22 protein-coding genes are annotated in these 18,274 nt (G+C 69.1%); 7 read left to right on the top strand and 15 right to left on the bottom strand.

Going from position 1 to position 18,274, the window contains the following annotated elements; all coding sequences use genetic code 11:
- Positions 1 to 51 precede the first annotated feature (51 nt).
- The gene (locus tag CEK65_RS18070; protein ID WP_152182578.1) at positions 52 to 1,182 is read left to right on the top strand and encodes a pyridoxal phosphate-dependent aminotransferase; all 1,131 of its coding nucleotides are present in this window, start codon (positions 52 to 54) and stop codon (positions 1,180 to 1,182) included.
- A 355-nt stretch (positions 1,183 to 1,537) separates the two neighbouring features.
- Here the strand turns inward: CEK65_RS18070 and zipA are convergent, their stop codons facing one another.
- The 6 genes from zipA to CEK65_RS18100 all read right to left on the bottom strand — a co-directional run bounded on the left by zipA (position 1,538) and on the right by CEK65_RS18100 (position 8,236).
- The gene (gene zipA, locus CEK65_RS18075; RefSeq protein WP_152182579.1) at positions 1,538 to 2,275 is read right to left on the bottom strand and encodes a cell division protein ZipA; all 738 of its coding nucleotides are present in this window, start codon (positions 2,273 to 2,275) and stop codon (positions 1,538 to 1,540) included.
- A 114-nt stretch (positions 2,276 to 2,389) separates the two neighbouring features.
- Positions 2,390 to 5,893, bottom strand: coding sequence for a chromosome segregation protein SMC (smc, locus tag CEK65_RS18080; RefSeq protein WP_152182580.1), 3,504 nt, complete (start codon positions 5,891 to 5,893; stop codon positions 2,390 to 2,392).
- A 331-nt stretch (positions 5,894 to 6,224) separates the two neighbouring features.
- Complete coding sequence (gene rplI, locus CEK65_RS18085) at positions 6,225 to 6,674, bottom strand: 50S ribosomal protein L9 (protein WP_010342531.1); 450 nt, start codon at positions 6,672 to 6,674, stop codon at positions 6,225 to 6,227.
- A 191-nt stretch (positions 6,675 to 6,865) separates the two neighbouring features.
- Positions 6,866 to 7,096: a 30S ribosomal protein S18 gene (gene rpsR / locus CEK65_RS18090; protein ID WP_002804494.1), complete on the bottom strand. Its 231-nt coding sequence runs from the start codon at positions 7,094 to 7,096 to the stop codon at positions 6,866 to 6,868.
- Between the two features lie 11 nt (positions 7,097 to 7,107).
- Positions 7,108 to 7,542, bottom strand: a complete 435-nt coding sequence (gene rpsF / locus CEK65_RS18095) for a 30S ribosomal protein S6 (RefSeq protein WP_010342529.1) — start codon at positions 7,540 to 7,542, stop codon at positions 7,108 to 7,110.
- 346 nt (positions 7,543 to 7,888) lie between these two features.
- Complete coding sequence (locus CEK65_RS18100; RefSeq protein ID WP_017907178.1) at positions 7,889 to 8,236, bottom strand: iron-sulfur cluster assembly accessory protein; 348 nt, start codon at positions 8,234 to 8,236, stop codon at positions 7,889 to 7,891.
- A 137-nt stretch (positions 8,237 to 8,373) separates the two neighbouring features.
- Here CEK65_RS18100 and asnS point away from each other — a divergent pair, with 137 nt between their 5' ends.
- Genes asnS through CEK65_RS18120 form a run of 4 tightly spaced genes read left to right on the top strand, consistent with a single transcriptional unit; the run spans position 8,374 to position 11,035 of the window.
- Positions 8,374 to 9,768 carry an asparagine--tRNA ligase gene (asnS, locus tag CEK65_RS18105; RefSeq protein WP_017907179.1) on the top strand — a complete coding sequence of 465 codons (1,395 nt, stop codon included), beginning with the start codon at positions 8,374 to 8,376 and terminating at the stop codon, positions 9,766 to 9,768.
- Positions 9,769 to 9,790: 22 nt separating this feature from the next.
- Positions 9,791 to 10,096: a hypothetical protein gene (locus CEK65_RS18110; protein WP_017907180.1), complete on the top strand. Its 306-nt coding sequence runs from the start codon at positions 9,791 to 9,793 to the stop codon at positions 10,094 to 10,096.
- Positions 10,093 to 10,407 (top strand): hypothetical protein, encoded by a 315-nt coding sequence (locus tag CEK65_RS18115; protein ID WP_017915419.1) that lies wholly within the window; start codon positions 10,093 to 10,095, stop codon positions 10,405 to 10,407. The genes CEK65_RS18110 and CEK65_RS18115 overlap by 4 nt, the downstream gene beginning before the upstream one ends.
- Positions 10,408 to 10,414: 7 nt before the next feature.
- Entirely contained in the window at positions 10,415 to 11,035 is a 621-nt protein-coding gene (locus CEK65_RS18120; RefSeq protein ID WP_152182581.1) for an FMN-binding negative transcriptional regulator, read from the top strand.
- 75 nt (positions 11,036 to 11,110) lie between these two features.
- On the opposite strand, the gene CEK65_RS18125 is transcribed toward CEK65_RS18120, so the two are convergent.
- The 9 genes from CEK65_RS18125 to CEK65_RS18165 form a co-directional block, all read right to left on the bottom strand.
- On the bottom strand, positions 11,111 to 11,821 hold the full coding sequence (locus CEK65_RS18125; protein ID WP_017912470.1) for a response regulator transcription factor: 711 nt from the start codon (positions 11,819 to 11,821) through the stop codon (positions 11,111 to 11,113).
- A gap of 334 nt (positions 11,822 to 12,155) precedes the next feature.
- Entirely contained in the window at positions 12,156 to 13,202 is a 1,047-nt protein-coding gene (locus CEK65_RS18130) for a hypothetical protein (protein WP_152182582.1), read from the bottom strand.
- Between the two features lie 48 nt (positions 13,203 to 13,250).
- Entirely contained in the window at positions 13,251 to 14,033 is a 783-nt protein-coding gene (locus tag CEK65_RS18135) for a hypothetical protein (protein WP_193314829.1), read from the bottom strand.
- 41 nt (positions 14,034 to 14,074) lie between these two features.
- Positions 14,075 to 14,263, bottom strand: a complete 189-nt coding sequence (locus CEK65_RS18140) for a hypothetical protein (RefSeq protein ID WP_017910929.1) — start codon at positions 14,261 to 14,263, stop codon at positions 14,075 to 14,077.
- Positions 14,256 to 14,714 (bottom strand): hypothetical protein, encoded by a 459-nt coding sequence (locus tag CEK65_RS18145; RefSeq protein ID WP_152182583.1) that lies wholly within the window; start codon positions 14,712 to 14,714, stop codon positions 14,256 to 14,258. Before CEK65_RS18145 ends, CEK65_RS18140 begins: the two co-directional genes overlap by 8 nt.
- On the bottom strand, positions 14,714 to 14,974 hold the full coding sequence (locus tag CEK65_RS18150) for a hypothetical protein (protein WP_017910927.1): 261 nt from the start codon (positions 14,972 to 14,974) through the stop codon (positions 14,714 to 14,716). The genes CEK65_RS18145 and CEK65_RS18150 overlap by 1 nt, the downstream gene beginning before the upstream one ends.
- Before the next feature lie 46 nt (positions 14,975 to 15,020).
- The gene (locus tag CEK65_RS18155; RefSeq protein WP_026143450.1) at positions 15,021 to 15,653 is read right to left on the bottom strand and encodes a DUF2589 domain-containing protein; all 633 of its coding nucleotides are present in this window, start codon (positions 15,651 to 15,653) and stop codon (positions 15,021 to 15,023) included.
- Positions 15,654 to 15,666: 13 nt separating this feature from the next.
- Positions 15,667 to 16,245 carry a DUF2589 domain-containing protein gene (locus tag CEK65_RS18160; RefSeq protein ID WP_173003349.1) on the bottom strand — a complete coding sequence of 193 codons (579 nt, stop codon included), beginning with the start codon at positions 16,243 to 16,245 and terminating at the stop codon, positions 15,667 to 15,669.
- 70 nt (positions 16,246 to 16,315) lie between these two features.
- Complete coding sequence (locus tag CEK65_RS18165) at positions 16,316 to 16,855, bottom strand: glycosyl hydrolase 108 family protein (RefSeq protein WP_017910924.1); 540 nt, start codon at positions 16,853 to 16,855, stop codon at positions 16,316 to 16,318.
- A 194-nt stretch (positions 16,856 to 17,049) separates the two neighbouring features.
- On the opposite strand from CEK65_RS18165, the gene can reads away from it, so the two are divergent.
- Both can and CEK65_RS18175 read left to right on the top strand, forming a co-directional pair.
- A complete protein-coding gene (gene can, locus CEK65_RS18170) occupies positions 17,050 to 17,712 on the top strand; it encodes a carbonate dehydratase (RefSeq protein WP_152182584.1) in 663 nt (220 codons plus the stop codon).
- Between the two features lie 37 nt (positions 17,713 to 17,749).
- Positions 17,750 to 18,271: a 3-hydroxyanthranilate 3,4-dioxygenase gene (locus CEK65_RS18175; RefSeq protein ID WP_017910922.1), complete on the top strand. Its 522-nt coding sequence runs from the start codon at positions 17,750 to 17,752 to the stop codon at positions 18,269 to 18,271.
- Positions 18,272 to 18,274 lie beyond the last annotated feature (3 nt).

Genomic DNA, 18,274 nt, shown 5'->3' on the forward strand with positions numbered 1-18,274 from the left:
GCCCTTAACACCTCGTTAACGTGACCTCCCCCACCCGCTCTGGAGAGCCACGTGTCGCTACCGGTCTCGCGCCGTTCCTTCCTGTCCCTGGCTACCTCCGGTTTGGCGCTGGGCGCCGTGGGCCTGGCGCCCGTCGCCGAGGCGGCGCGGCGCAAGGCCGCCGACACTGCTGCGGCAACACCTGGCGTAGTGCCAGCAACCGGCCCGGTGTACCTGAATTTCAACGAATGCCCGCTGGGCCCCTCGCCCGCGGCGCTGGCGGCGGCACAGGCGATCCTGCCGCGCAGCGGGCGCTATCTGTTCGAGCTGTCGGACGAGCTGATCGCCGCTTTCGTCGGCCAGCAGCGCCTGCCGGCCGACCACGTGGCGGTGTATCCCGGTTCCAGCGAGCCGCTCGCCCGCGCCGCGCGCGCCTTCACCACGCCGCGCGCCGGCGTGGTGGTGGCCGATCCGACCTTCGAGGCGGTGGCCGATGTGGCTGCCGCGCATGGCGCGCCGGTGCGGCGGGTACCGCTGCGCGCCGACGGCGCGCACGACGTCAAGGCCATGGCCAGCGCCGATCCGAACGCCGGACTGATCTATCTGTGCAATCCCAACAACCCGACCGGGTCGGTGACCAAGCGCGCCGACATCGAATGGCTGCTGGCCAACAAGCCTGCGTCCAGCGTGTTGCTGGTCGACGAGGCCTACCTGCACTACAGCGACGAGCCGTCGGTGATCGACCTGATCGGCCAGCGCCAGGACCTGCTGGTGCTGCGCACCTTCTCCAAGCTGTATGGCATGGCCGGGCTGCGCCTGGGCTTGGCGGTGGCCGCGCCGGGGCTGCAGACCAGGCTGGCCGCGTTCGGCCAGAATCCGGTGTCGGTGCCTGCGCTGGCCGCCGGCATCGCCAGCCTGCAGGACCTGCAACTGGTGCCGACCCGCCGCGCCGAGAACGCGCGCATCCGCGACGCCACCATCGCCTGGCTGCAGAGCAAGGGCTACAAGTGCCTGCCGTCGCAGGCCAACTGCTTCATGGTCGACGTCAAGCGCGACGGCGCCGCCTTCGCCGCGGCGATGGCAAAGCAAGGCGTGATCCTCGGCCGCAGCTGGCCGATCTGGCCGAAGCTGGTGCGCGTCACCGTCGGCAGCGAAGCGGAGATGCTGCGGTTTCGGGAGGCGTTTGTTAAGGCGCGCAAGTAGCGCGCCTGGGATTGGGGAGTTGGGATTGGGGATTCGTAAAAGCGGGGCTGCGGCGTGGCTGAGGCGGGGCTGGTTTTGCCCCGGCCTTCTCGTTCCCCATGAACGCGATTCGCTAGTTCTGGCGCCAGCGCGCCAGGAGTGGGGAGCAGGAATTCGGAGATGAGAATTGGGGATTCGCGAGAGCCAAAGTCAGGCTTCTGGCGTCGGCGGCGGTCGTACCCTCATCCGCCCCTTCGGGGCACCTTCTCCCGAAGGGAGAAGGGAAAAGCGCGCCGGGAATCAGCGCCAGGGAATCGCTTTTACGAATCCCGACTCCCTAATCCCTAATCCCGGCGCCGCGCCGTCGGCGCGGCGCTCACCAGCGCGGCGCCTTCGTCAACGGCGGTGCCTGATGCTGGCGGTCGTAGGCGCGCAGGTCGTCGCGGATGTGGGCGATGCGCTGGCGTCCGAGGGCGTTGCGGCTGTCGTCCAGGACCACGCCGTCGAGCAGTTCGCCCATGCGCTGCACGGTCGGCAGCATCTTCTCCCAGGCGTCGAGCGCGGTCAGCGGCGCCGGCAGGGTCAGGAAGAAGGCGATCGCCGGGGTCTCCATCTCGCGGATGTGCGCCATGTCGAAGCTGCCCGGCTTCATGATGCTGGCCATGCTGAAGATCGGGCCGCGCTCGGGATGCCCTTCCACCAGGCGGTGGAACACGTTCATGTGGCCGAAGGTCAGGCCGGTCTTCTCCGCGGCCACCACGATGTCCTCGCCGCGCAGCACCTGCCCGGCGCGGGCGGCGACGTACAGCGAGACGATCTTGTCGAAATCCTGGCTCGGCCGCTTGCCGAGGTCGGCGCCGGGCGCCTCCGCCGCTGGCAGGCCCAGGTCGGGCTGGTGCGCTTCGCCGTCCGCGCCGGGCGCGACCAGCGCGTCGTCGCCGGCGGCCGGGGCGGCGTCGCCCAGCGAGGGTTCACGGCGCGGCGCGGCCGGATCGGCCGGCTCCACCCGCCGGCCCTGGCTCGGTTTCTTCGGGCGGCCGAACAGGAAGATCGCCGCAATCAACAGCAAGCCGGCGGCGAGGATGCCGATGCGTAGCATTGCCATGTCGGACATTCAGGGGTTACTCCGGCAAGGGTACACAGGGGGAAAATAACTGGCGGGTGCGCATCGGGTCCGCCAACGCGGGAACCAAGCCTCGACGCGCATCACGTCCTTTAGCATGTCACGTCAGGCCGCGCCCGCCAAACGCGCGGCCTCCTCGAGGTCCACGCTGACCAGGCGGCTGACGCCGGGCTCGCGCATGGTGACGCCGCTGAGCTGATGCGCCGCCTCCATCGTCGCCTTGTTGTGGCTGACGAACAGGAACTGCACTTTCTCGCTCATTTCCTTGACCATCGCCGCCAGGCGGCCGACGTTGGCCTCGTCCAGCGGCGCGTCCACCTCGTCGAGCAGGCAGAACGGCGCCGGGTTGAGCTGGAAGATCGCGAACACCAGGGCAACCGCAGTCATCGCCTTCTCGCCGCCGGACAGCAGCGAGATGCTGGACACACGCTTGCCCGGGGGCCGCGCCATGATCGCCACGCCGGTGTCCAGCAGGTCCTCGCCGGTCAGCTCCAGGTAGGCATGGCCGCCGCCGAACAGGCGCGGATACAGCGCCTGCACGCCGGAGTTGACCCGGTCGAAGGTGTCCTTGAAGCGGCCGCGGGTCTCGCGGTCGATCTTGCGGATGGCGTCTTCCAGGGTCTCCAGCGCGGTGTTCAGGTCGACGTCCTGCGCTTCCAGGTACTCGGCGCGCTGCGCGGCCTCGCCGTACTCGCTGATCGCCGCCAGGTTGACCGGTTCCAGCCGGCGCATGCGTCCATCGATCTGCTGCACCGCCTGCTCCCACTCGGCGGGGTCGGCGTGTTCGGGCAGGCCGTTGATCACGTCCTCGAGCACGAAGCCGGCCTTGACCACCGCCGCCGACAGCTGCTCGGCGCTGAGCACCAGCGCCTGCTGATCGAGCCGGCGCTGGGCGATGCGTTCGCGCTGCGCCAGCGCCTGTTCGTCGCGCTGCTGGCGGGTCTGCTCCAGCGCGCGCAGTTCGTTGTCGATGCCATCCAGCAGCGCGCGCGCCTCGCCGAGCGCGCGGTCGGTGCGCACGCGCTCGCTGAGCGCAGCCTGGTGTTCGGCCTCCAGCGCCAGCACCGGCGAGTCGCCCTCATTCAGCTGCGCGCTGAGTTCGCCCAGGCGCGCGTCCAGTTGCCCGCGCTGGTTGCCCATGCGCTCCAGCGCCTGGCTCAGCGAGGCGATCTGGGTGCGCTGCGACTCCAGGGTCAGGGCCAGCGCGTGCGAGGCTTCGCGCACCCGCCGCGCGGCGTCGCGGGCCAGGTCGCGCGCCTCGGTGAGCTGGCGGCGCTCGCTTTCCAGCGCGTGCCGCACCGATTCCAGGTCGCCCATGCTGGTGACCGCGTCTTCGAGCTTGGAACGCGCCTCGCGCGCCTGCTCGCGGCTGCTGTCCAGGGTTTCCAGCAGCTGCGCGACCTCCAGCTCGATGCGTTCGATGCGGGTGCGCGCGGCGTCGACCTTGCCTTGCTGGCTCTGCAACTGTCCGGCCAGTTCGGAGGCGCTGCGGTGCGCCTGGTACAGCTGGCGCTGCGCGTCCTCGCGCTGCTGCTCGCCAGCCAGCAACTGGGCGCGCATCTCGCCGAGGCGGTGTTCCAGGTCGGCCTCGCGCTCCTGCAGCGTCTCGATCTGGCCGCGCAGGCTCTGGATCTCGCGCTCGCGCAGCAGTGCGCCCTGCTTGGCCGCGCCGGACCGCGCCACGCGCAGCCAGCCCTGGCCCAGGCGTGCGCCATCGCGGGTGACGATGGAATCGCCCTCGCCCAGCTGCGGCAGCAGCGCCCGCGCTGCGCTCAAATCCTCGGCCGCGTGCAGCCGCGCCAGCAGCCGGCGAATCGCGATCGGCCCCTGCACCTTGGCCGCCAGCGAAGTCGGCGCGAAGGTCTCGGCCGCCTCCTCGCCGCTGACCAGGGCGATGCGGCCTTCGCCGAGTTCGCCCAGCGCGTCGACCAGTTGTTCCGGCGCCTCCACCAGCACGCCTTCGATCAACTGCCCGAGCGCGCCTTCGACGGCGTTCTCCCAGCCGCTCTCGACGCTGAGCCGTTCGCCGACGCGCGCCGCCGAATCCAGCCCGCGCGCCTGCAGCCAGGCCACCGCCGCGCCCTGCTCCTGGCCGAGTGCGGCCTGCTGCAGGGTTTCCAACGACGACAGCCGGCCGCGCGCGGCCTGCGCCTGCTTGCGCACGTCGGCCAGTTCGGCCTGCGCGGTGCGCTGCTGGTCCTGCAGCGCCGCGACCGCCTGCTTGCGCGCCTCGACCTGCTCGGTCAGGCCGTCCAGCGCGGCGCGCTGGGTCTCGTGCTGCAATTCCAGTTGCGCGAACGCCTCGGCCAGCGCGTCCAGGTCCAGCCCGGCGCGCTCGGCCAGCAACGCCTCGCGGCGGCGCTCGGCCTCCAGCGACTGCCGGTCCAGGTAATCGACGCGGGTGCGCTCCACTTCGCCGGCACGCGAGGCTTCGGCGGTGTTGCGCTGATGCGATTCCCAGCGCTGCTGCCAGTCGGCCAGGCGCGCCTCGGCCTCGCGCAGCGCTTCCTGCTTGTATTCGTTGTCTTCCTGCAGCTGCTCCAGCTGCGGGCCGGCCACGTCGACCGATTCGCGCAACAGGGCCAGCTTGGCCTCGTCGGTGCCGATGTGCTGGCCGAGTTCGGCCAGCGCCGTCTGCGTCTCGTCGCGCGCCTTGTGCAGGCGCTGCGACAGGTCGCGCTGGTGCTGGATCTGCTGCTCGATCCGGGCCAGGGTGCTGCCGACCTTGTAGACCTCGGCCTGCGCGGCGCTGAGCGCCTCGGCAGCCTCCTCGCGACGCACGCGGCCGGTCTCGATGCGCGCCTCGGCATCGCGCTGCTCGGCGATCAGCTGCTGCAGGCGGGTCTCTTCCTGGCCCAGCGCCTCGCGCAGGCCCTGCAGGCGCCCGTCCAGGCCGCGGTACTCCAGCGCCTTCCACTGCGCATCCTTGATCCGCCGCTCTTCCTGCAGCGCCTGGTACTGCTCGGCCTGGCGCGCCTGCCGCTTGAGGTGCTCGAGCTGCTTGCCGATCTCCTCGCGCAAATCGCCCAGGCGCTCCAGGTTCTCGCGGGTGTGGCGGATGCGGGTCTCGGTCTCCTTGCGCCGCTCCTTGTACTTGGAGATGCCGGCGGCCTCCTCCAGGTACACGCGCAGGTCTTCCGGGCGTGCCTCGATGATCTGGCTGATCATGCCCTGCTCGATGATCGAGTAGCTGCGCGGGCCCAGGCCGGTGCCCAGGAACAGATCGGTGATGTCGCGGCGCCGGCACTTGGTGCCGTTGAGGTAGTAGCTGCTGCTGCCGTCGCGGCTGACCTGGCGCTTGACCGAGATCTCGTTGAACGAGGCGTACTCGCCGGCGATGGTGTGGTCGGTGTTGTCGAAGATCAGTTCCACCGTGGCCTGCGACACGGGCTTGCGCGCCGACGAGCCGGAGAAGATCACGTCCGTCAGCGAATCGCCGCGCAGCCGGTTGGCCGAACTTTCGCCCATCACCCAGCGCACCGCGTCGATGATGTTCGACTTGCCGCAGCCGTTCGGACCGACGATGCCGGTCATGTTGGTCGGCAAGTGCAGCGTGGTCGGATCGACGAAGGACTTGAAGCCGGACAGCTTGATGGTCGACAGGCGCATGGTGCAGGCAATCCATGGCAGACGCCGCCGGCATTCCGAGCTGCGCTGCCGCTAATGAAGATCCAGGTGAGGTCCTGCTTCCAACCCATTGATGCGGCTACACCGCCGGGCCGACATCGGACACGAGTCGCTGAGTATAGCGGCCCCCGCGCGAGGCTGGGGCGGCCTGCGCCGGGCGGCGGTGATGCGACGGCGGTCGCACTCGCAGCCGGCGGGTCTTGCGCCGGCCGCGCCCGGCTAGGGCCGCATGGCCCGCCGAGGGCGGCGCCGGTCGGCAAAAACGACACGGGCACCTTGCGGTGCCCGTGTCGGTACAGCGATGACGCAAGGATCAGGCGTCGGCTTCGACCACGACCTTGACCGTGGTTTCCACGTCGGCGTGCAGGCGCACCAGCACCTCGTACTCGCCGATGTTGCGGAACGCGCCTTCGCCCAGCACCACTTCGCCCTTCTCCAGCGGCATGCCGGCGGCGGTGAAGGCCTCGGCGATGTCGCGCGGGCCGACCGAACCGTACAGCTTGCCTTCGGTGGAGGCGTTGGCCTTGACGGTCACGCTGGCGCCTTCCAGCTTGGCAGCGCGGGCTTCGGCGTCGTCGTGGATCGACTTGGCCTTGGCTTCGTACTCGGCGCGCTTGGCTTCGAACTCGGCGATGTTGGCGGCGGTGGCCGGCACGGCCTTGCCCTGCGGCACCAGGTAGTTGCGGCCGTAGCCCGGCTTGACGTCGACCTTGTCGCCGAGGCCGCCCAGGTTGGTCACTTTCTGCAGAAGAATCAGTTGCATGGTCTTGCTCCGTTATTCGTTAGCGTCGGCACGCGGCCGGCGCAACGGGTGCTGTCCGAATAGGAGAAGCCGGGATTGGGGATTGGGGAGTCGGGATTGCGCCCGACGGCACCGCACTTTTCTAATCGCCAGACTTCGCTTGAATGCCCGCACCGGAGGGTGCGGGCCGTATCGCTCCGGGAAACCCGGAATTAAACGTCGTGGTTGTCCGTGTACGGGATCAGCGCCAGGAAACGCGCGCGCTTGACCGCCGTGGCCAGCTGACGCTGGTACTTGGACTTGGTGCCGGTCACGCGGCTCGGCACGATCTTGCCGTTCTCGGTGAGGTACTGGCGCAGGGTGTTGAGATCCTTGTAGTCGATCTCCTTGACGCCCTCGGCGGTGAACTTGCAGAACTTGCGACGACGGAAGAACTTGGACATGAGCGTGCTCCTTAGGCGGCTTCGGCGGCGTCGCCGTCGGTTTCGGTGGCGGCGGCGGGCGCATCGCCCTCTTCGTCGTCGCGACGACGGCGCTCACCGCGCTCGGGCTTGTCGGCCTTCTCGTCCTTGCTCTTCATGATCAGCGACTGCTCGGTGTCGGCGCCGTCGCGCTTGATCACCAGGTGGCGCAGCACGGCGTCGTTGAAGCGGAAGCTCTCGACCAGCTCGCTCAGCACGGCCTGGTCCACTTCGATGTTCAGCATGACGTAGTGGGCCTTCACCAGGTTCTGGATCGGGTACGCCAGCTGGCGGCGGCCCCAGTCTTCCAGACGGTGGATGGTGCCCTTGCCGTTCTCGACCAGCGACTTGTAGCGCTCGATCATGGCCGGGACCTGCTCACTCTGATCCGGGTGGACCAGGAACACGATTTCGTAATGACGACTCATGGTGTGTACCTTTCGGATGTGGCCTTGCGGCCGGACAGCCCCCCGCGGTGCGACGGCGGTGGGGCAAGGACTCCTGCCGGGAAGGCAGGAAGCCGCACATTATGGCGTAGAAGTGCCGCTGTGGACAAGGTGCCGTGGCGGGCGGCCGGGTGATGTCCTGACTCGATGAAGCCGGGACCCGGGGCCCGGGACCCGGAAAAGCGAGGCCGACCAGCCTTTCGTGGCGACATGCCTCAACCAGCCTGCACCAGGCAGCGCATCCGGGCCGCTCTTCCGGGTCCCGGGTCCCGGGTCCCGGCCTTCGAGCTCATCCCACAAGGAGGCCGCGCCGCCGCAGCGGCGACGCTCAGGCCGCGCCGGCGTGCGCGGCGTCGGTGGTGAAGCTCTCGCCGCAACCGCACTCGGCGGTGGCATTCGGATTGCGGAACACGAAGGTCTCGCCCAGGCCCTGCTTGGCGAAGTCGATCTCGGTGCCGTCCACCAGCGGCAGGCTGGTGGCATCGACATAGATGCGCACGCCATCCTGCTCGAACACCGCGTCGTCCGCACGCGCCTCGCGCGCCAGGTCGGTGACGTGGCCCCACCCCGAACAGCCGGTGCGCTCCACGCCAAAACGCAAGCCCAGCGCGCCAGGCGTCTGCGCGACGAAGCGCTGCACGCGGGCATGGGCGACGGGGGTGAGACGGATGGCCATGACGAACGACTCCGGCGACTGCGAGCGGACATTATAGGAAGGTTGGCGGCCAATCGCCGCCACGCCTCGCAAGCGCTGCGCTCCAGCCAGTACACTTGCCCCTTCCATATCGAGTCGCTGCGGCGAGGATTCAAGTCATGACGGTGGTGAGCGTTGCACATGCGCTGGCCGGGAAGATCCCGGAAGGCGGCGAAGTCACGGTGCGGGGATGGGTGCGCACGCTGCGCGGATCTGCCGGACTGGCTTTCATCAACGTGTCCGACGGCTCCTGCTTCGCCCCGATCCAGGTGGTGGCGACCGATGCCCTGCCCAACTTCGACGAGGTCAAGCGGCTCACCGGCAGTTGCTCGCTGATCGCCAAGGGCGTGCTGGTCAAGTCGCAGGGCAAGGGCCAGTCGTACGAGATCCAGGCCAGCGCGGTCGAGGTGGTGGGCTGGGTCGAGGACCCGCTGACCTACCCGATCCAGCCCAAGCCGATGTCGCCGGAGTTCCTGCGCGAGGTCGCGCACCTGCGCCCGCGCACCAACCTGTTCGGCGCGGTGACGCGCATCCGCAACTGCCTGGCGCAGGCGGTGCACCGCTATTTCCACCAGAACGGCTACAACTGGATCAGCACGCCGATCATCACCACCTCCGACGCCGAAGGCGCCGGGCAGATGTTCCGCGTCTCCACCCTGGACATGGCCAACCTGCCGCGCGACGCGCAGGGCCAGGTCGACTTCGGCCGCGACTTCTTCGGCAAGGAGACCTTCCTGACCGTGTCCGGCCAGCTCAACGTCGAGGCCTACTGCCTGGCGCTGAGCAAGGTCTACACCTTCGGCCCGACCTTCCGCGCCGAGAACAGCCACACCACCCGCCACCTGGCCGAGTTCTGGATGATCGAGCCGGAGATCGCCTTCGCCGACCTGGCCGAGGACGCGCGCGTGGCCGAGGACTTCCTCAAGTATCTGTTCCGCGCGGTGCTGGACGAGCGCGCCGACGACCTGGCGTTCATCGCCGAGCGCGTGGACAAGACCGCGATCAGCAAGCTGGAGACCTTCATCAACTCGCCGTTCGAGCGCATCGAGTACGGCGATGCGATCGGCCTGCTGCAGAAGTCCGGACAGAAGTTCGAGTTCCCGGTGGAATGGGGCCTGGACCTGCAGACCGAGCACGAGCGCTGGCTGACCGAGCAGCACGTCGGTCGCCCGGTGGTGGTGACCAACTATCCCGAGCACATCAAGGCCTTCTACATGCGCCTGAACGACGACGGCAAGACCGTCGCGGCGATGGACGTGCTGGCGCCGGGCATCGGCGAGATCATCGGCGGCAGCCAGCGCGAGGAGCGCCTGGACGTGCTCGACGCGCGCATGCTGCAGTTCGGCCTGGATCCGCAGCACTACGGCTGGTACCGCGACTTCCGCCGCTACGGCACAGTGCCGCATGCCGGCTTCGGCCTGGGCTTCGAGCGCCTGGTGGTGTACGTGTGCGGGCTGAGCAACATCCGCGACGCCATCCCCTACCCGCGCGCGCCGGGCAGCGCCGAGTTCTGAGCCGGCACGGGGAGCGCGCGCCATGATCCTGTTCTTCGCGCTGTGCTTCGTCGGCGTGGCGATCGCCGGGGCCAGCGCGTTCCTGATCTTCTGGCCGCTGACCCTGGTGCACATCCGCGACCGCCATCCGCCGCTGGTGGCGGCGTTCGGGCCGGGCGCCTTCCTCAAGCCGGTCGCGCTCGGCTGGCTGCTGGCGCGGCGCTACCGTCCGCTCGGCGACCGCGGATTGTCCGGGCTGGCCACGCCGGCCTGGCTGTCGCTGATGACCATCTTCTTCGGCCTGGGCATGGCCGCCCTGCTCTGGCTGCTTTCCCTGGTGATTCCATGACCTCAGATTCTCCCGCCCACGATCAGTGGTACCTGGCCAGCCTCGGCCGCCTGCTGGTGTGGGCACGCCTGCGCGTGCGCGACGCCGGCACCGCCGAGGTGCTGGACAGCGACGGCAACACCCTCAGCTACGACAGCGAGGACACCGCCCGCGCGGCGCTGTTCGATGCCGAGTTCGTCGCCTTCGATGGCCTGGACGAGGACGATGCGCGGGCGCGCGGCTTCTCGCTGGGCGAGGTGGCGCCGCCGCAGGCCGACGACGACGCCGGCCTGCGCGGGCGCATGACCCAGACCCTGGGCGCGCGCGCCTGATCCGGGGATGCACGTTGCACCCGCCTTCGCCGAACACGACCTGGGCGCGCTCGATGCGCTGATCGCGGACCACCCGTTCGCCACCCTGGTCACCGTCGCCGACGGCCTGCCCTGCGCCACGCCGTTGCCGGTGCTGTACCGGCGCGACGGCGAACGCATCCTGGTCGAAGGCCATTGGTCGCGGGCCAACCCGCAGGCGCGGCACGCCGGGCCGGCCTTGCTGATCGTGCACGGCCCGCATGCCTACGTCTCCCCGGGCTGGTATCCGGACAAGGAAGCGATGGCGCGGGTGCCGACCTGGAACTACGCCACCGCGCACCTGCACGGGCAGCTGCAGCCCAGCGACGACGAAGCGTTGCTGGCCGACGTGGTGGCGCGGCTGAGCGAACGCCACGAACGCGCGCTGGGCAGCGACTGGCGCTACGAGCCGGACAACGACGCGCACCGGCGCCAGTTGCGCGGCATCGTCGGCTTCCGCCTGGAGGTCGAGCGGGTCGAATTGAAGTTCAAGCTCAGCCAGAACCATCCGCCGGCGAACCAGGCCGCGGTACGCGAGGCGCTGCAGGGCCAGGCCGACACCGGCGCGCAGGCCGTCGCGGCGCTGATGCACGCGCGACGTCCGGACTGAACCACGCCGCCACGCAGCGCAGCCGACCATGCAGTTGTGCGCACCGCCACGGGACGCGCGGCGGCGCGCGCCGCCTCACCCACACCGGCTGGCCGGTCCCTGCCGGTCGTGCCCGGCATGGCGCGCACTGGCCCTGCCTCCCTCCAGCGGCGACAGACCTTCGCGGATCGCATAGCGCGTCAATTGCGCGATGCTCTGCATGCCCAGCTTGAGCATGATGTGCTCGCGGTGGGTGCCGATGGTCTTGACGCTGATGTGCAGGCGCGCGGCGATTTCCTTGGTCGACAGGCCCTCCGACAGCAACTGCACGATCTCGCGTTCGCGCGAGGTCAGCAGCGTGTAGGCGGAGACGGCATCGCCGGGCGGACAGCGGTACTCGCTGACCAGCGACTGCGACAGTTGCGGGCTGATGTACAGCTGGTCGTTGCCGACCTGCTGGATCGCACGCAGCAATTCGTGGAAGGTGCTGTTGCGCGCCAGGTAGCCCTTGGCGCCGGCGTCGATGGCGGCGCGCACGTTGGCCGCGGCATCGGAGGCGGCGATGCAGATCGCCTTGCTGCGCGGGCTGCGCTGCAGCAGCCGGCGGGTGGCCTCGATGCCGTTGAGGCCCGGCAGCATCACGTCCATCAGCACGATATCCGGCTGCCGTCGGGTCACCAGTTGCACGCACTCCAGTCCGTCGACCGCGTGGCCGACCACGTCGATGTCCGGTGTGTTGTTGAGCAGGGCCACCATGCCCTCCAGCACAATGCTGCGTTCGGCGGCAATCACGATACGTGTGTTCATTCTCTACCTGTGTTGGCAATGGAACTCCCAACGCGCGACCGCGCGGCAACCCGCGTCCCCCTGCAGCGCGACGCGCCCCTTTTTCAATCGATGCGACAGCGCTGAACCTGCGCTTGCATTACATTCTCAGCTTGTCACGCTGCGTCATGGCGGCCATCGGCTTCAGGCTGATATGGATGGCGACGACGACTGAACTTGTGCGGATTGCCGCATTCGTCTCGGTTCGTAGACAGAATCCCGTGCTACCGCGCACGCGCTGTGACGCAGAACGAAATCCTGCGCCGACGAACGATGATGGGAACACGGGCGATACGCCGGTGCCGCGCCGGCGGGTTCATTCCGCTGCCGGCGATGGCGATGGCGGCGGCGGCAGACGCGCGGCTTCCACCTGCAGCATCCCGCGGGCGAACTCGGCGAGCCGCTGCTGGATCGCCGCCGGCGGTGTGCCGGCCTCGATCGACTGCTGCAGGGCCATCAACTGCGCGGCCAACTCCCCCTGCCAGCGCATGCGCTCGGTGTCGTTGCTGGCGCGCTGCACTTCCAGCGACGCCTGCGCCTGCGCCGAGGTATCGCCGCGCACCAGCGTCTCCATCAGATCGACCAGACGCTGCAGCAGGCGGTACACCGCGGTCGCGGAGAAGCCGCCCAGCATCGCCAGGGTCGGCTTGCCGAAACTGCGCATGCTGCCGCTTTCGAACAGATCCGGCGGCAACACTTCGACCAGGATCAGCCCGGCGATCAGGCCCAGGATCATGCGCGCGCCGTAGGAGGCGTCGTACTTGGGGTCGTAGCTGGCGTCGGCGACGTAGCGGTGCACCTGGAACAGCGAGGAGAACGAGGCGCCCAGGCCGGCGCAGAACAGCAGGAACAGCGCATTCCACAGCAACACGCTGCCCGAGGAATCCAGGAAGCCCAGGCGCACGTTGTCCGCGCTGACCTTGCTGGACAGGGCCGTCGCCACCACCGCGAACAGGAACAGCAGCGAGGTGGTGGTCAGCGCACGCACCAGCGGCAGCGGGCCGAGCAGGGTCGCCCAGTGCGGGCGGCGACGCTCGGCATCGAGCAGGAACACCGCCTGCGGCGTGGCCGGGCGGATCAGTTGCGCCAACCGCCGGTGGGTGAGCGCCAGTTCGTGCGCGTGCACCTCGATGTCGCCGCCATCGGCGTCCGGCGTGCCGGCGCCCAGCAGCGCCGACAGGCGGGCGATCAGCTCCGGCGGCACGGCCATGCCGTGCTCCAGCGCATAGCGCGCCATCGCTTCGCACTCGGCGCGCAGTTGCGGCAGGATGCCCGGCGGCGGCAGCCGCGGTCCGGCACGACGGGCCGCGGTGAGCCGGCGCCACGCGGCGCCGGCCAGCGTCTTGATCCAGACGAGGTTCATCGCACGACTCCTGGACGGAAACGACGGCCGGCGCGTCTGCGCGACGGATTACGGGTTGGCGGGCGCGCGTTCCAGCAGCGCGCTTTCCCGCCCCTTCCCGCCGCCGTCAACGGTCTGCAGTTCGAGCTCGCCGTCCGGCCTTGCACGCAGGGTCAGCTGGCCGTCGCTCAAACGCGTGCAGACACCCTGATTGTTCATGTCCAACGTGTACAGTGCGTCTCCTTCGCGCATGCCGAGGTAGCGGCCCTGCACCCTGCACTCGCGCGGCGCGCCGTAGCGCAGCTGCACCGTGGCGCTACCGGGAGCCTGAGGGGTCGCAGCGACACTCAGTTGCACAGCGACGACCCTATTGCCGTAGTCGGTATGAATCACTCCGCGCCACGTGCCCTGCAGCGGGCTGGGCTGGCCCGGATCGCCATGCAGCACCACCGGCAGATCCTTGCCGTCGACGTTCAAGCGCAGGTCGTCGCCGCTGCGTTGCACGCGCAGCGGCTTGCCCATCAGCTTGTCGCAGTAGGCGCCGCCATTGATCGACTCCAGTGCGAAACCGGCGCCCGGTTGCGGCTTGACCAGCAAGGCGCAGTTCAACGGCGAGCCGAACATCAGCCTGGCCTTGCCGTCGCGCTGGACCAGGCGCACGGCGGCCAGGCGCTGCGCATCCAGCGCCAGGGTGCCGCTCCATTCGCCAGGCGGCAGTGCGTCTGCGTTGGACGCTGCGGCCGGCGCAGCAGGCGTCGGCGCCTGCGGTGCGGCACCGGCGGCGAACGGCATGGCCAGGCACAGCGCCAGCCAGAGCGGGAAACGCGCAACACCACGCGAACGGATACGCATGCGACTCTCCTGTTGGATACGAAAGGAAACGATGGGTGCGGTCAGGACAGACCGAACCAGAGCAGCGCCACCACGGCCGCCACCAGGCACAGTACGGCAAGCAGCCACAGCGCCCGGCGTCGACGCCGGCGCAGCCGCTGCGCGCGGGCCAGCGAGCGCAGGTCGATGTGCAGTTCTCGGCACCACAGGTCGGTGTCGTGCCGGGACAGGATGAAGCCGTGTCTACGCATGTGCGGTCTCCTGGACGGGATCGTGCGGGGCGGGCGCATCGGACAGCTGCCACAGCTTCAGCCGCTGACCGTCGAACAGCACCTCGCCGACCGGGGTGTGGGTGCCGCGGAACAGGATCTGCAGGCGGTGCCCGGGCCGCCGCGGCCGGCGCGGCAACACCTGCAGCAGCAGGCGCGGCGCCTCGTCCGGCACCTCCTCCACGTCCAGTTCGACGTCGAAGGCCAGGGCCAGTTCGCCGATCTGCGGCAATTGCCAGGCGCGCAGCTCCCACAACGGGATCTGCAGCGACGGCGGCTCGGCCGCGTCCGTCGCCACCGGCAGCGTCCCGCCTGCGCCGAAGCAGGCGCGCAAGGCCTGTGCGTGACGCGCGCGGCAGCGCCGCTGCGCATCCAGCAGGGCCGCCGACAGCCCCTGCAGCAGCAGGTCGAACTCGCAGCGCAGGCTGGCCATCAGTCGTCCTTCATCCAGCCGGGCTTGCGCGGGAAGCCCACGTGGTAGCACAGCCACTGCATCACCACCTGGTGCTCGCCGATCTGCAGCACGGCGAAATTCTTCTCGGTGCCGATGATCGCGCCCTTCGGCGAATCGCTCAGGCAGCGGTTGAGCAAGGCCCGCGCGGCTTCGATCTGCTCGGGCGATTGCATCTGCGTCGGGTTGTCGCTGCCGACCACGACCCGCTTGACGAACTTGACTTCAGTAAGGTCGAACATCGTTGACGAGTCCCCCGACGAGATGGTTCAACGGACCGCTATGGGCTTACGCGGGAACCGGCTCGGGCTTGCCGATCTTGCGCGGCGCCACCGAGGTCTGCAGGATGTCCAGCACCCGCGCCAGACCTTCCGGCGGCCCCTTGTCCGCGGCATGCACCGAGACGTGGTACTTGGCCGAGTTGTCCGAGCTGCGCGTGTTCTCCTTGCTGGTGGAGACCGAGCCCTGGATATGCACCTTGGCCTTGAACAGGCCGAAGCCGTATTCCACGTCCGCCGACATCGACGCCGAGGCATCGGTCTTCTCCTTCGAGGAGAAGGACGACTTCACTTCCATGTCGAAGGTGATGTCCACGGTCTGGATGCTCAGGCTGGGCACGTTGACGATGGCCAGCAGCGGCACTTCCAGTTCGACCTCCTCCTCGGCGATGCCGCCGGCCTTGTCCGGGTCGTCGACCGGCCGCTTGAAGCGGAAGCTGGCGGTACGGGTGGCGCCGGTTGCCTGCGGATTCTTCGGGTCGGGGTTGTCCGGCGGCAGGAAGCCGATGACGCGGATGAAATCGGCGGTGGCGCGGGCCAGCTTGACCTGCGCGTCGCAGGCCGCATCGAGCGGGCCGCCGATCAGGTCGCCCATCGGCAGACCCTTGAATTGACTTGACATATTGACGAGTTCGTCAGCCATTGCAGTGACTCCTTCAGTTGGTGGGATTGGTTACATCGTCCGTGCCCGCGACGTCCGGCTTGTCGGCCATGACCGTCTTGAACACGCCCTGCGTCTGCGCCAGATGGTTCAGCAATCTGGCCGCTCCGTCAGTCGGTTCGGTCCCCTCCACGCGCAACACGACGTGGACGGCACTCTGGCGCTGGCTCCGCGCGCTGGCGCTGGTATCCACGCGCACGCTGGAACGGGTGGCGGTGCGCTTGGCCTGCCAGGCACCGCGTGGGCCGGGCGACTCCGGCGCGAAGAAGCCGTCGGCCGACTGCAGGCCGCCGAGGTCGCCGAGCTGCGCATCGAAGCTGATCTCCACGTCCTTGATCCGCAGCACGTTGGTCGAGACCAGCGGCAGCAGCGGCGCGCGGTAGTAGTCCTCGTCGCCTTCGGCGGCCTGCGGGTGCTGCGACGGCAGGCGGATGATCACGCTCTTGGGCCGGTGGAACTCGTCGAAGTAATCGCCGAGGTTGGCCATCTGGTGCTGCTCGATGCGGTCCTGCGCCTCGATCACGGCGCCGGCCAGCGCTTCGATCAGGTCGTTCAATGCGGTCGGTCCAGCCATGGTCGCTCCTGGGGAAAGAAGGCCGCCGTCGGCGACGGCAGCGGATCGGCGGCGCTTGCCGTGCGCGCACTCAGCTCAGGTCGGGGAAGGAGTCGGTGCGCGCCAGCCAGCCCTTGAGGAACTTGCCCAGCGGCGGCTTGGCCGCGACCAGGCGCTGGTAGTAGTCGCGCCGGCCCTGCTTGTAGCGTGCGTACAGATCGCGCTGGTCGGCGGCCTTCAGCGCCGCCAGGGTGGCCGGGCCGAACTTGCCGTCCTCCGGCAGCTGCAGCGCCGGCGCCTGCGCGTTGAGCACGCGCTGCAGCAGCTTGATGGCGTTGTTGCCGGCGTTGACCTGGAAGTCGAACAGGATGTTGGCCAGCGGCTGCAGCGCGATCTCGTCGCCGTGCACCGCGTTCCAGTAGCAGGTCTTGTAGATCACCCCGGCCTGCGCATCGGTGAGCGCGCGCAGGTTGTCCAGGGTCGGCTCCAGTTGCAGCAGGCTCTTGGCGTATAAGCGAAACGTCGCCAGGGTGATGCCCTTGTTGGTGGCGCCGCCCGGATCCACCGGATCGTTGACGAAGCCGCCCTCGTGCTTGAGCAGGGTCGGAAAGAACGCGTTGAAGTCGGCCATGGGATCCTCCGCTGATGCCCGGTGTGGGCGTGGAGGAAGTCTGCGCAGCGGGCCGCATCGGCGGGATCGGCAAAAGCCCGATCCGGCGGCGCCTGCGCACTGAGGCGCCGCGTGCATGCGGATGCCAGCCATCCGGGTACCGGCGTCGGCGCACGCCGCGCACCGGCCGCGGGCTTCTGGAATAATGCCGGGCTATGAGCAAAATCGAACAACTGCTGGACAACAACCGCTCCTGGTCCGAACGCATCAACCGCGAGGATCCGGAGTTCTTCAGCCGCCTGTCCAAGCAGCAGACCCCGGAGTACCTGTGGATCGGCTGCTCCGACTCGCGGGTGCCGGCGAACCAGATCATCGACATGGCACCGGGCGAGGTGTTCGTCCACCGCAACATCGCCAACGTGGTCGTGCATACCGACCTCAACTGCCTGTCGGTGATCCAGTTCGCGGTCGAGGTGCTGAAGGTGCGGCACATCCTGGTGGTCGGCCACTACGGCTGCGGCGGCGTGCACGCGGGCCTGACCCGCGCGCGGCTGGGCCTGGTCGACAACTGGATCCGCCACGTCACCGACGTGGCCGAGAAGCACGAACACTGCCTGCAGCAGGCCGGCGACCTCAACGTGCAGCACGCGCGCCTATGCGAGCTCAACGTGCTCGAGCAGGTGGTCAACGTCAGCCGCACTTCGATCGTGCTCGACGCCTGGGCGCGCGGCCAGGAACTGACCGTGCACGGCTGGGTCTACAGCCTGCGCGACGGCCGCGTGCACGACCTGGGCATGGAACTTGACCGCATCGACGACCTGACGCCGCGCTACGATGCCGCCCTGGCGCGCATCAGCCAGGACCGCGAGGACCGCTGAGCGGCGCGCCGCTCCGCCATCTCGATCAAGGATCCGCATGCTCCCCGGCCCGCTCAACCTGCACGCCTGGATCGACGCCCACCGGCACCTGCTGAAGCCGCCGGTGGGCAACAAGTGCATCCACGCCGGCGACTTCATCGTGATGGTGGTCGGTGGGCCGAACGCGCGCAGCGACTACCACTACGACGAAGGCCCGGAGTGGTTCTACCAGCTCGAAGGCGAGATGGTGCTGAAGATCCAGGAAGACGGCGCGGTGCGCGAGATCCCGATCCGCGCCGGCGAGACCTTCCTGCTGCCGCCGAAGGTGCCGCACTCGCCGCAGCGCGGCGCGAACTCGGTCGGCCTGGTGATCGAGCGGCGGCGCCTGCCGCACGAGCAGGACGGCCTGCTGTGGTTCTGCGAGCGCTGCAACCACCTGCTGTACGAAGCCTACTTCCCGCTGCAGAACATCGAGACCGACTTCCCGCCGGTGTTCGCGCGCTTCTACGCCTCCGAATCGCTGCGCACCTGCGCCCGCTGCGGCCACGTGCATCCGCGGCCGGCGGCCGACGCGCCGTGACCG

The sequence above is a fragment of the Xanthomonas sp. LMG 12459 genome (assembly GCF_009192905.1).
In the GTDB taxonomy this organism is placed as follows: Bacteria; Pseudomonadota; Gammaproteobacteria; order Xanthomonadales; family Xanthomonadaceae; genus Xanthomonas_A; species Xanthomonas_A sontii.

Bases quoted from the DNA above. Each gene is read 5' to 3' on its own strand.
- zipA (WP_152182579.1), bottom strand. From the start codon at position 2,275: ATGTCCGACATGGCAATGCTACGCATCGGCATCCTCGCCGCCGGCTTG.
- smc (WP_152182580.1), bottom strand. From the start codon at position 5,893: ATGCGCCTGTCGACCATCAAGCTGTCCGGCTTCAAGTCCTTCGTCGAT.
- rplI (WP_010342531.1), bottom strand. From the start codon at position 6,674: ATGCAACTGATTCTTCTGCAGAAAGTGACCAACCTGGGCGGCCTCGGC.
- rpsR (WP_002804494.1), bottom strand. From the start codon at position 7,096: ATGTCCAAGTTCTTCCGTCGTCGCAAGTTCTGCAAGTTCACCGCCGAG.
- rpsF (WP_010342529.1), bottom strand. From the start codon at position 7,542: ATGAGTCGTCATTACGAAATCGTGTTCCTGGTCCACCCGGATCAGAGT.
- CEK65_RS18100 (WP_017907178.1), bottom strand. From the start codon at position 8,236: ATGGCCATCCGTCTCACCCCCGTCGCCCATGCCCGCGTGCAGCGCTTC.
- asnS (WP_017907179.1), top strand. From the start codon at position 8,374: ATGACGGTGGTGAGCGTTGCACATGCGCTGGCCGGGAAGATCCCGGAA.
- CEK65_RS18110 (WP_017907180.1), top strand. From the start codon at position 9,791: ATGATCCTGTTCTTCGCGCTGTGCTTCGTCGGCGTGGCGATCGCCGGG.
- CEK65_RS18115 (WP_017915419.1), top strand. From the start codon at position 10,093: ATGACCTCAGATTCTCCCGCCCACGATCAGTGGTACCTGGCCAGCCTC.
- CEK65_RS18120 (WP_152182581.1), top strand. From the start codon at position 10,415: ATGCACGTTGCACCCGCCTTCGCCGAACACGACCTGGGCGCGCTCGAT.
- CEK65_RS18125 (WP_017912470.1), bottom strand. From the start codon at position 11,821: ATGAACACACGTATCGTGATTGCCGCCGAACGCAGCATTGTGCTGGAG.
- CEK65_RS18130 (WP_152182582.1), bottom strand. From the start codon at position 13,202: ATGAACCTCGTCTGGATCAAGACGCTGGCCGGCGCCGCGTGGCGCCGG.
- CEK65_RS18135 (WP_193314829.1), bottom strand. From the start codon at position 14,033: ATGCGTATCCGTTCGCGTGGTGTTGCGCGTTTCCCGCTCTGGCTGGCG.
- CEK65_RS18140 (WP_017910929.1), bottom strand. From the start codon at position 14,263: ATGCGTAGACACGGCTTCATCCTGTCCCGGCACGACACCGACCTGTGG.
- CEK65_RS18145 (WP_152182583.1), bottom strand. From the start codon at position 14,714: ATGGCCAGCCTGCGCTGCGAGTTCGACCTGCTGCTGCAGGGGCTGTCG.
- CEK65_RS18150 (WP_017910927.1), bottom strand. From the start codon at position 14,974: ATGTTCGACCTTACTGAAGTCAAGTTCGTCAAGCGGGTCGTGGTCGGC.
- CEK65_RS18155 (WP_026143450.1), bottom strand. From the start codon at position 15,653: ATGGCTGACGAACTCGTCAATATGTCAAGTCAATTCAAGGGTCTGCCG.
- CEK65_RS18160 (WP_173003349.1), bottom strand. From the start codon at position 16,245: ATGGCTGGACCGACCGCATTGAACGACCTGATCGAAGCGCTGGCCGGC.
- CEK65_RS18165 (WP_017910924.1), bottom strand. From the start codon at position 16,855: ATGGCCGACTTCAACGCGTTCTTTCCGACCCTGCTCAAGCACGAGGGC.
- can (WP_152182584.1), top strand. From the start codon at position 17,050: ATGAGCAAAATCGAACAACTGCTGGACAACAACCGCTCCTGGTCCGAA.
- CEK65_RS18175 (WP_017910922.1), top strand. From the start codon at position 17,750: ATGCTCCCCGGCCCGCTCAACCTGCACGCCTGGATCGACGCCCACCGG.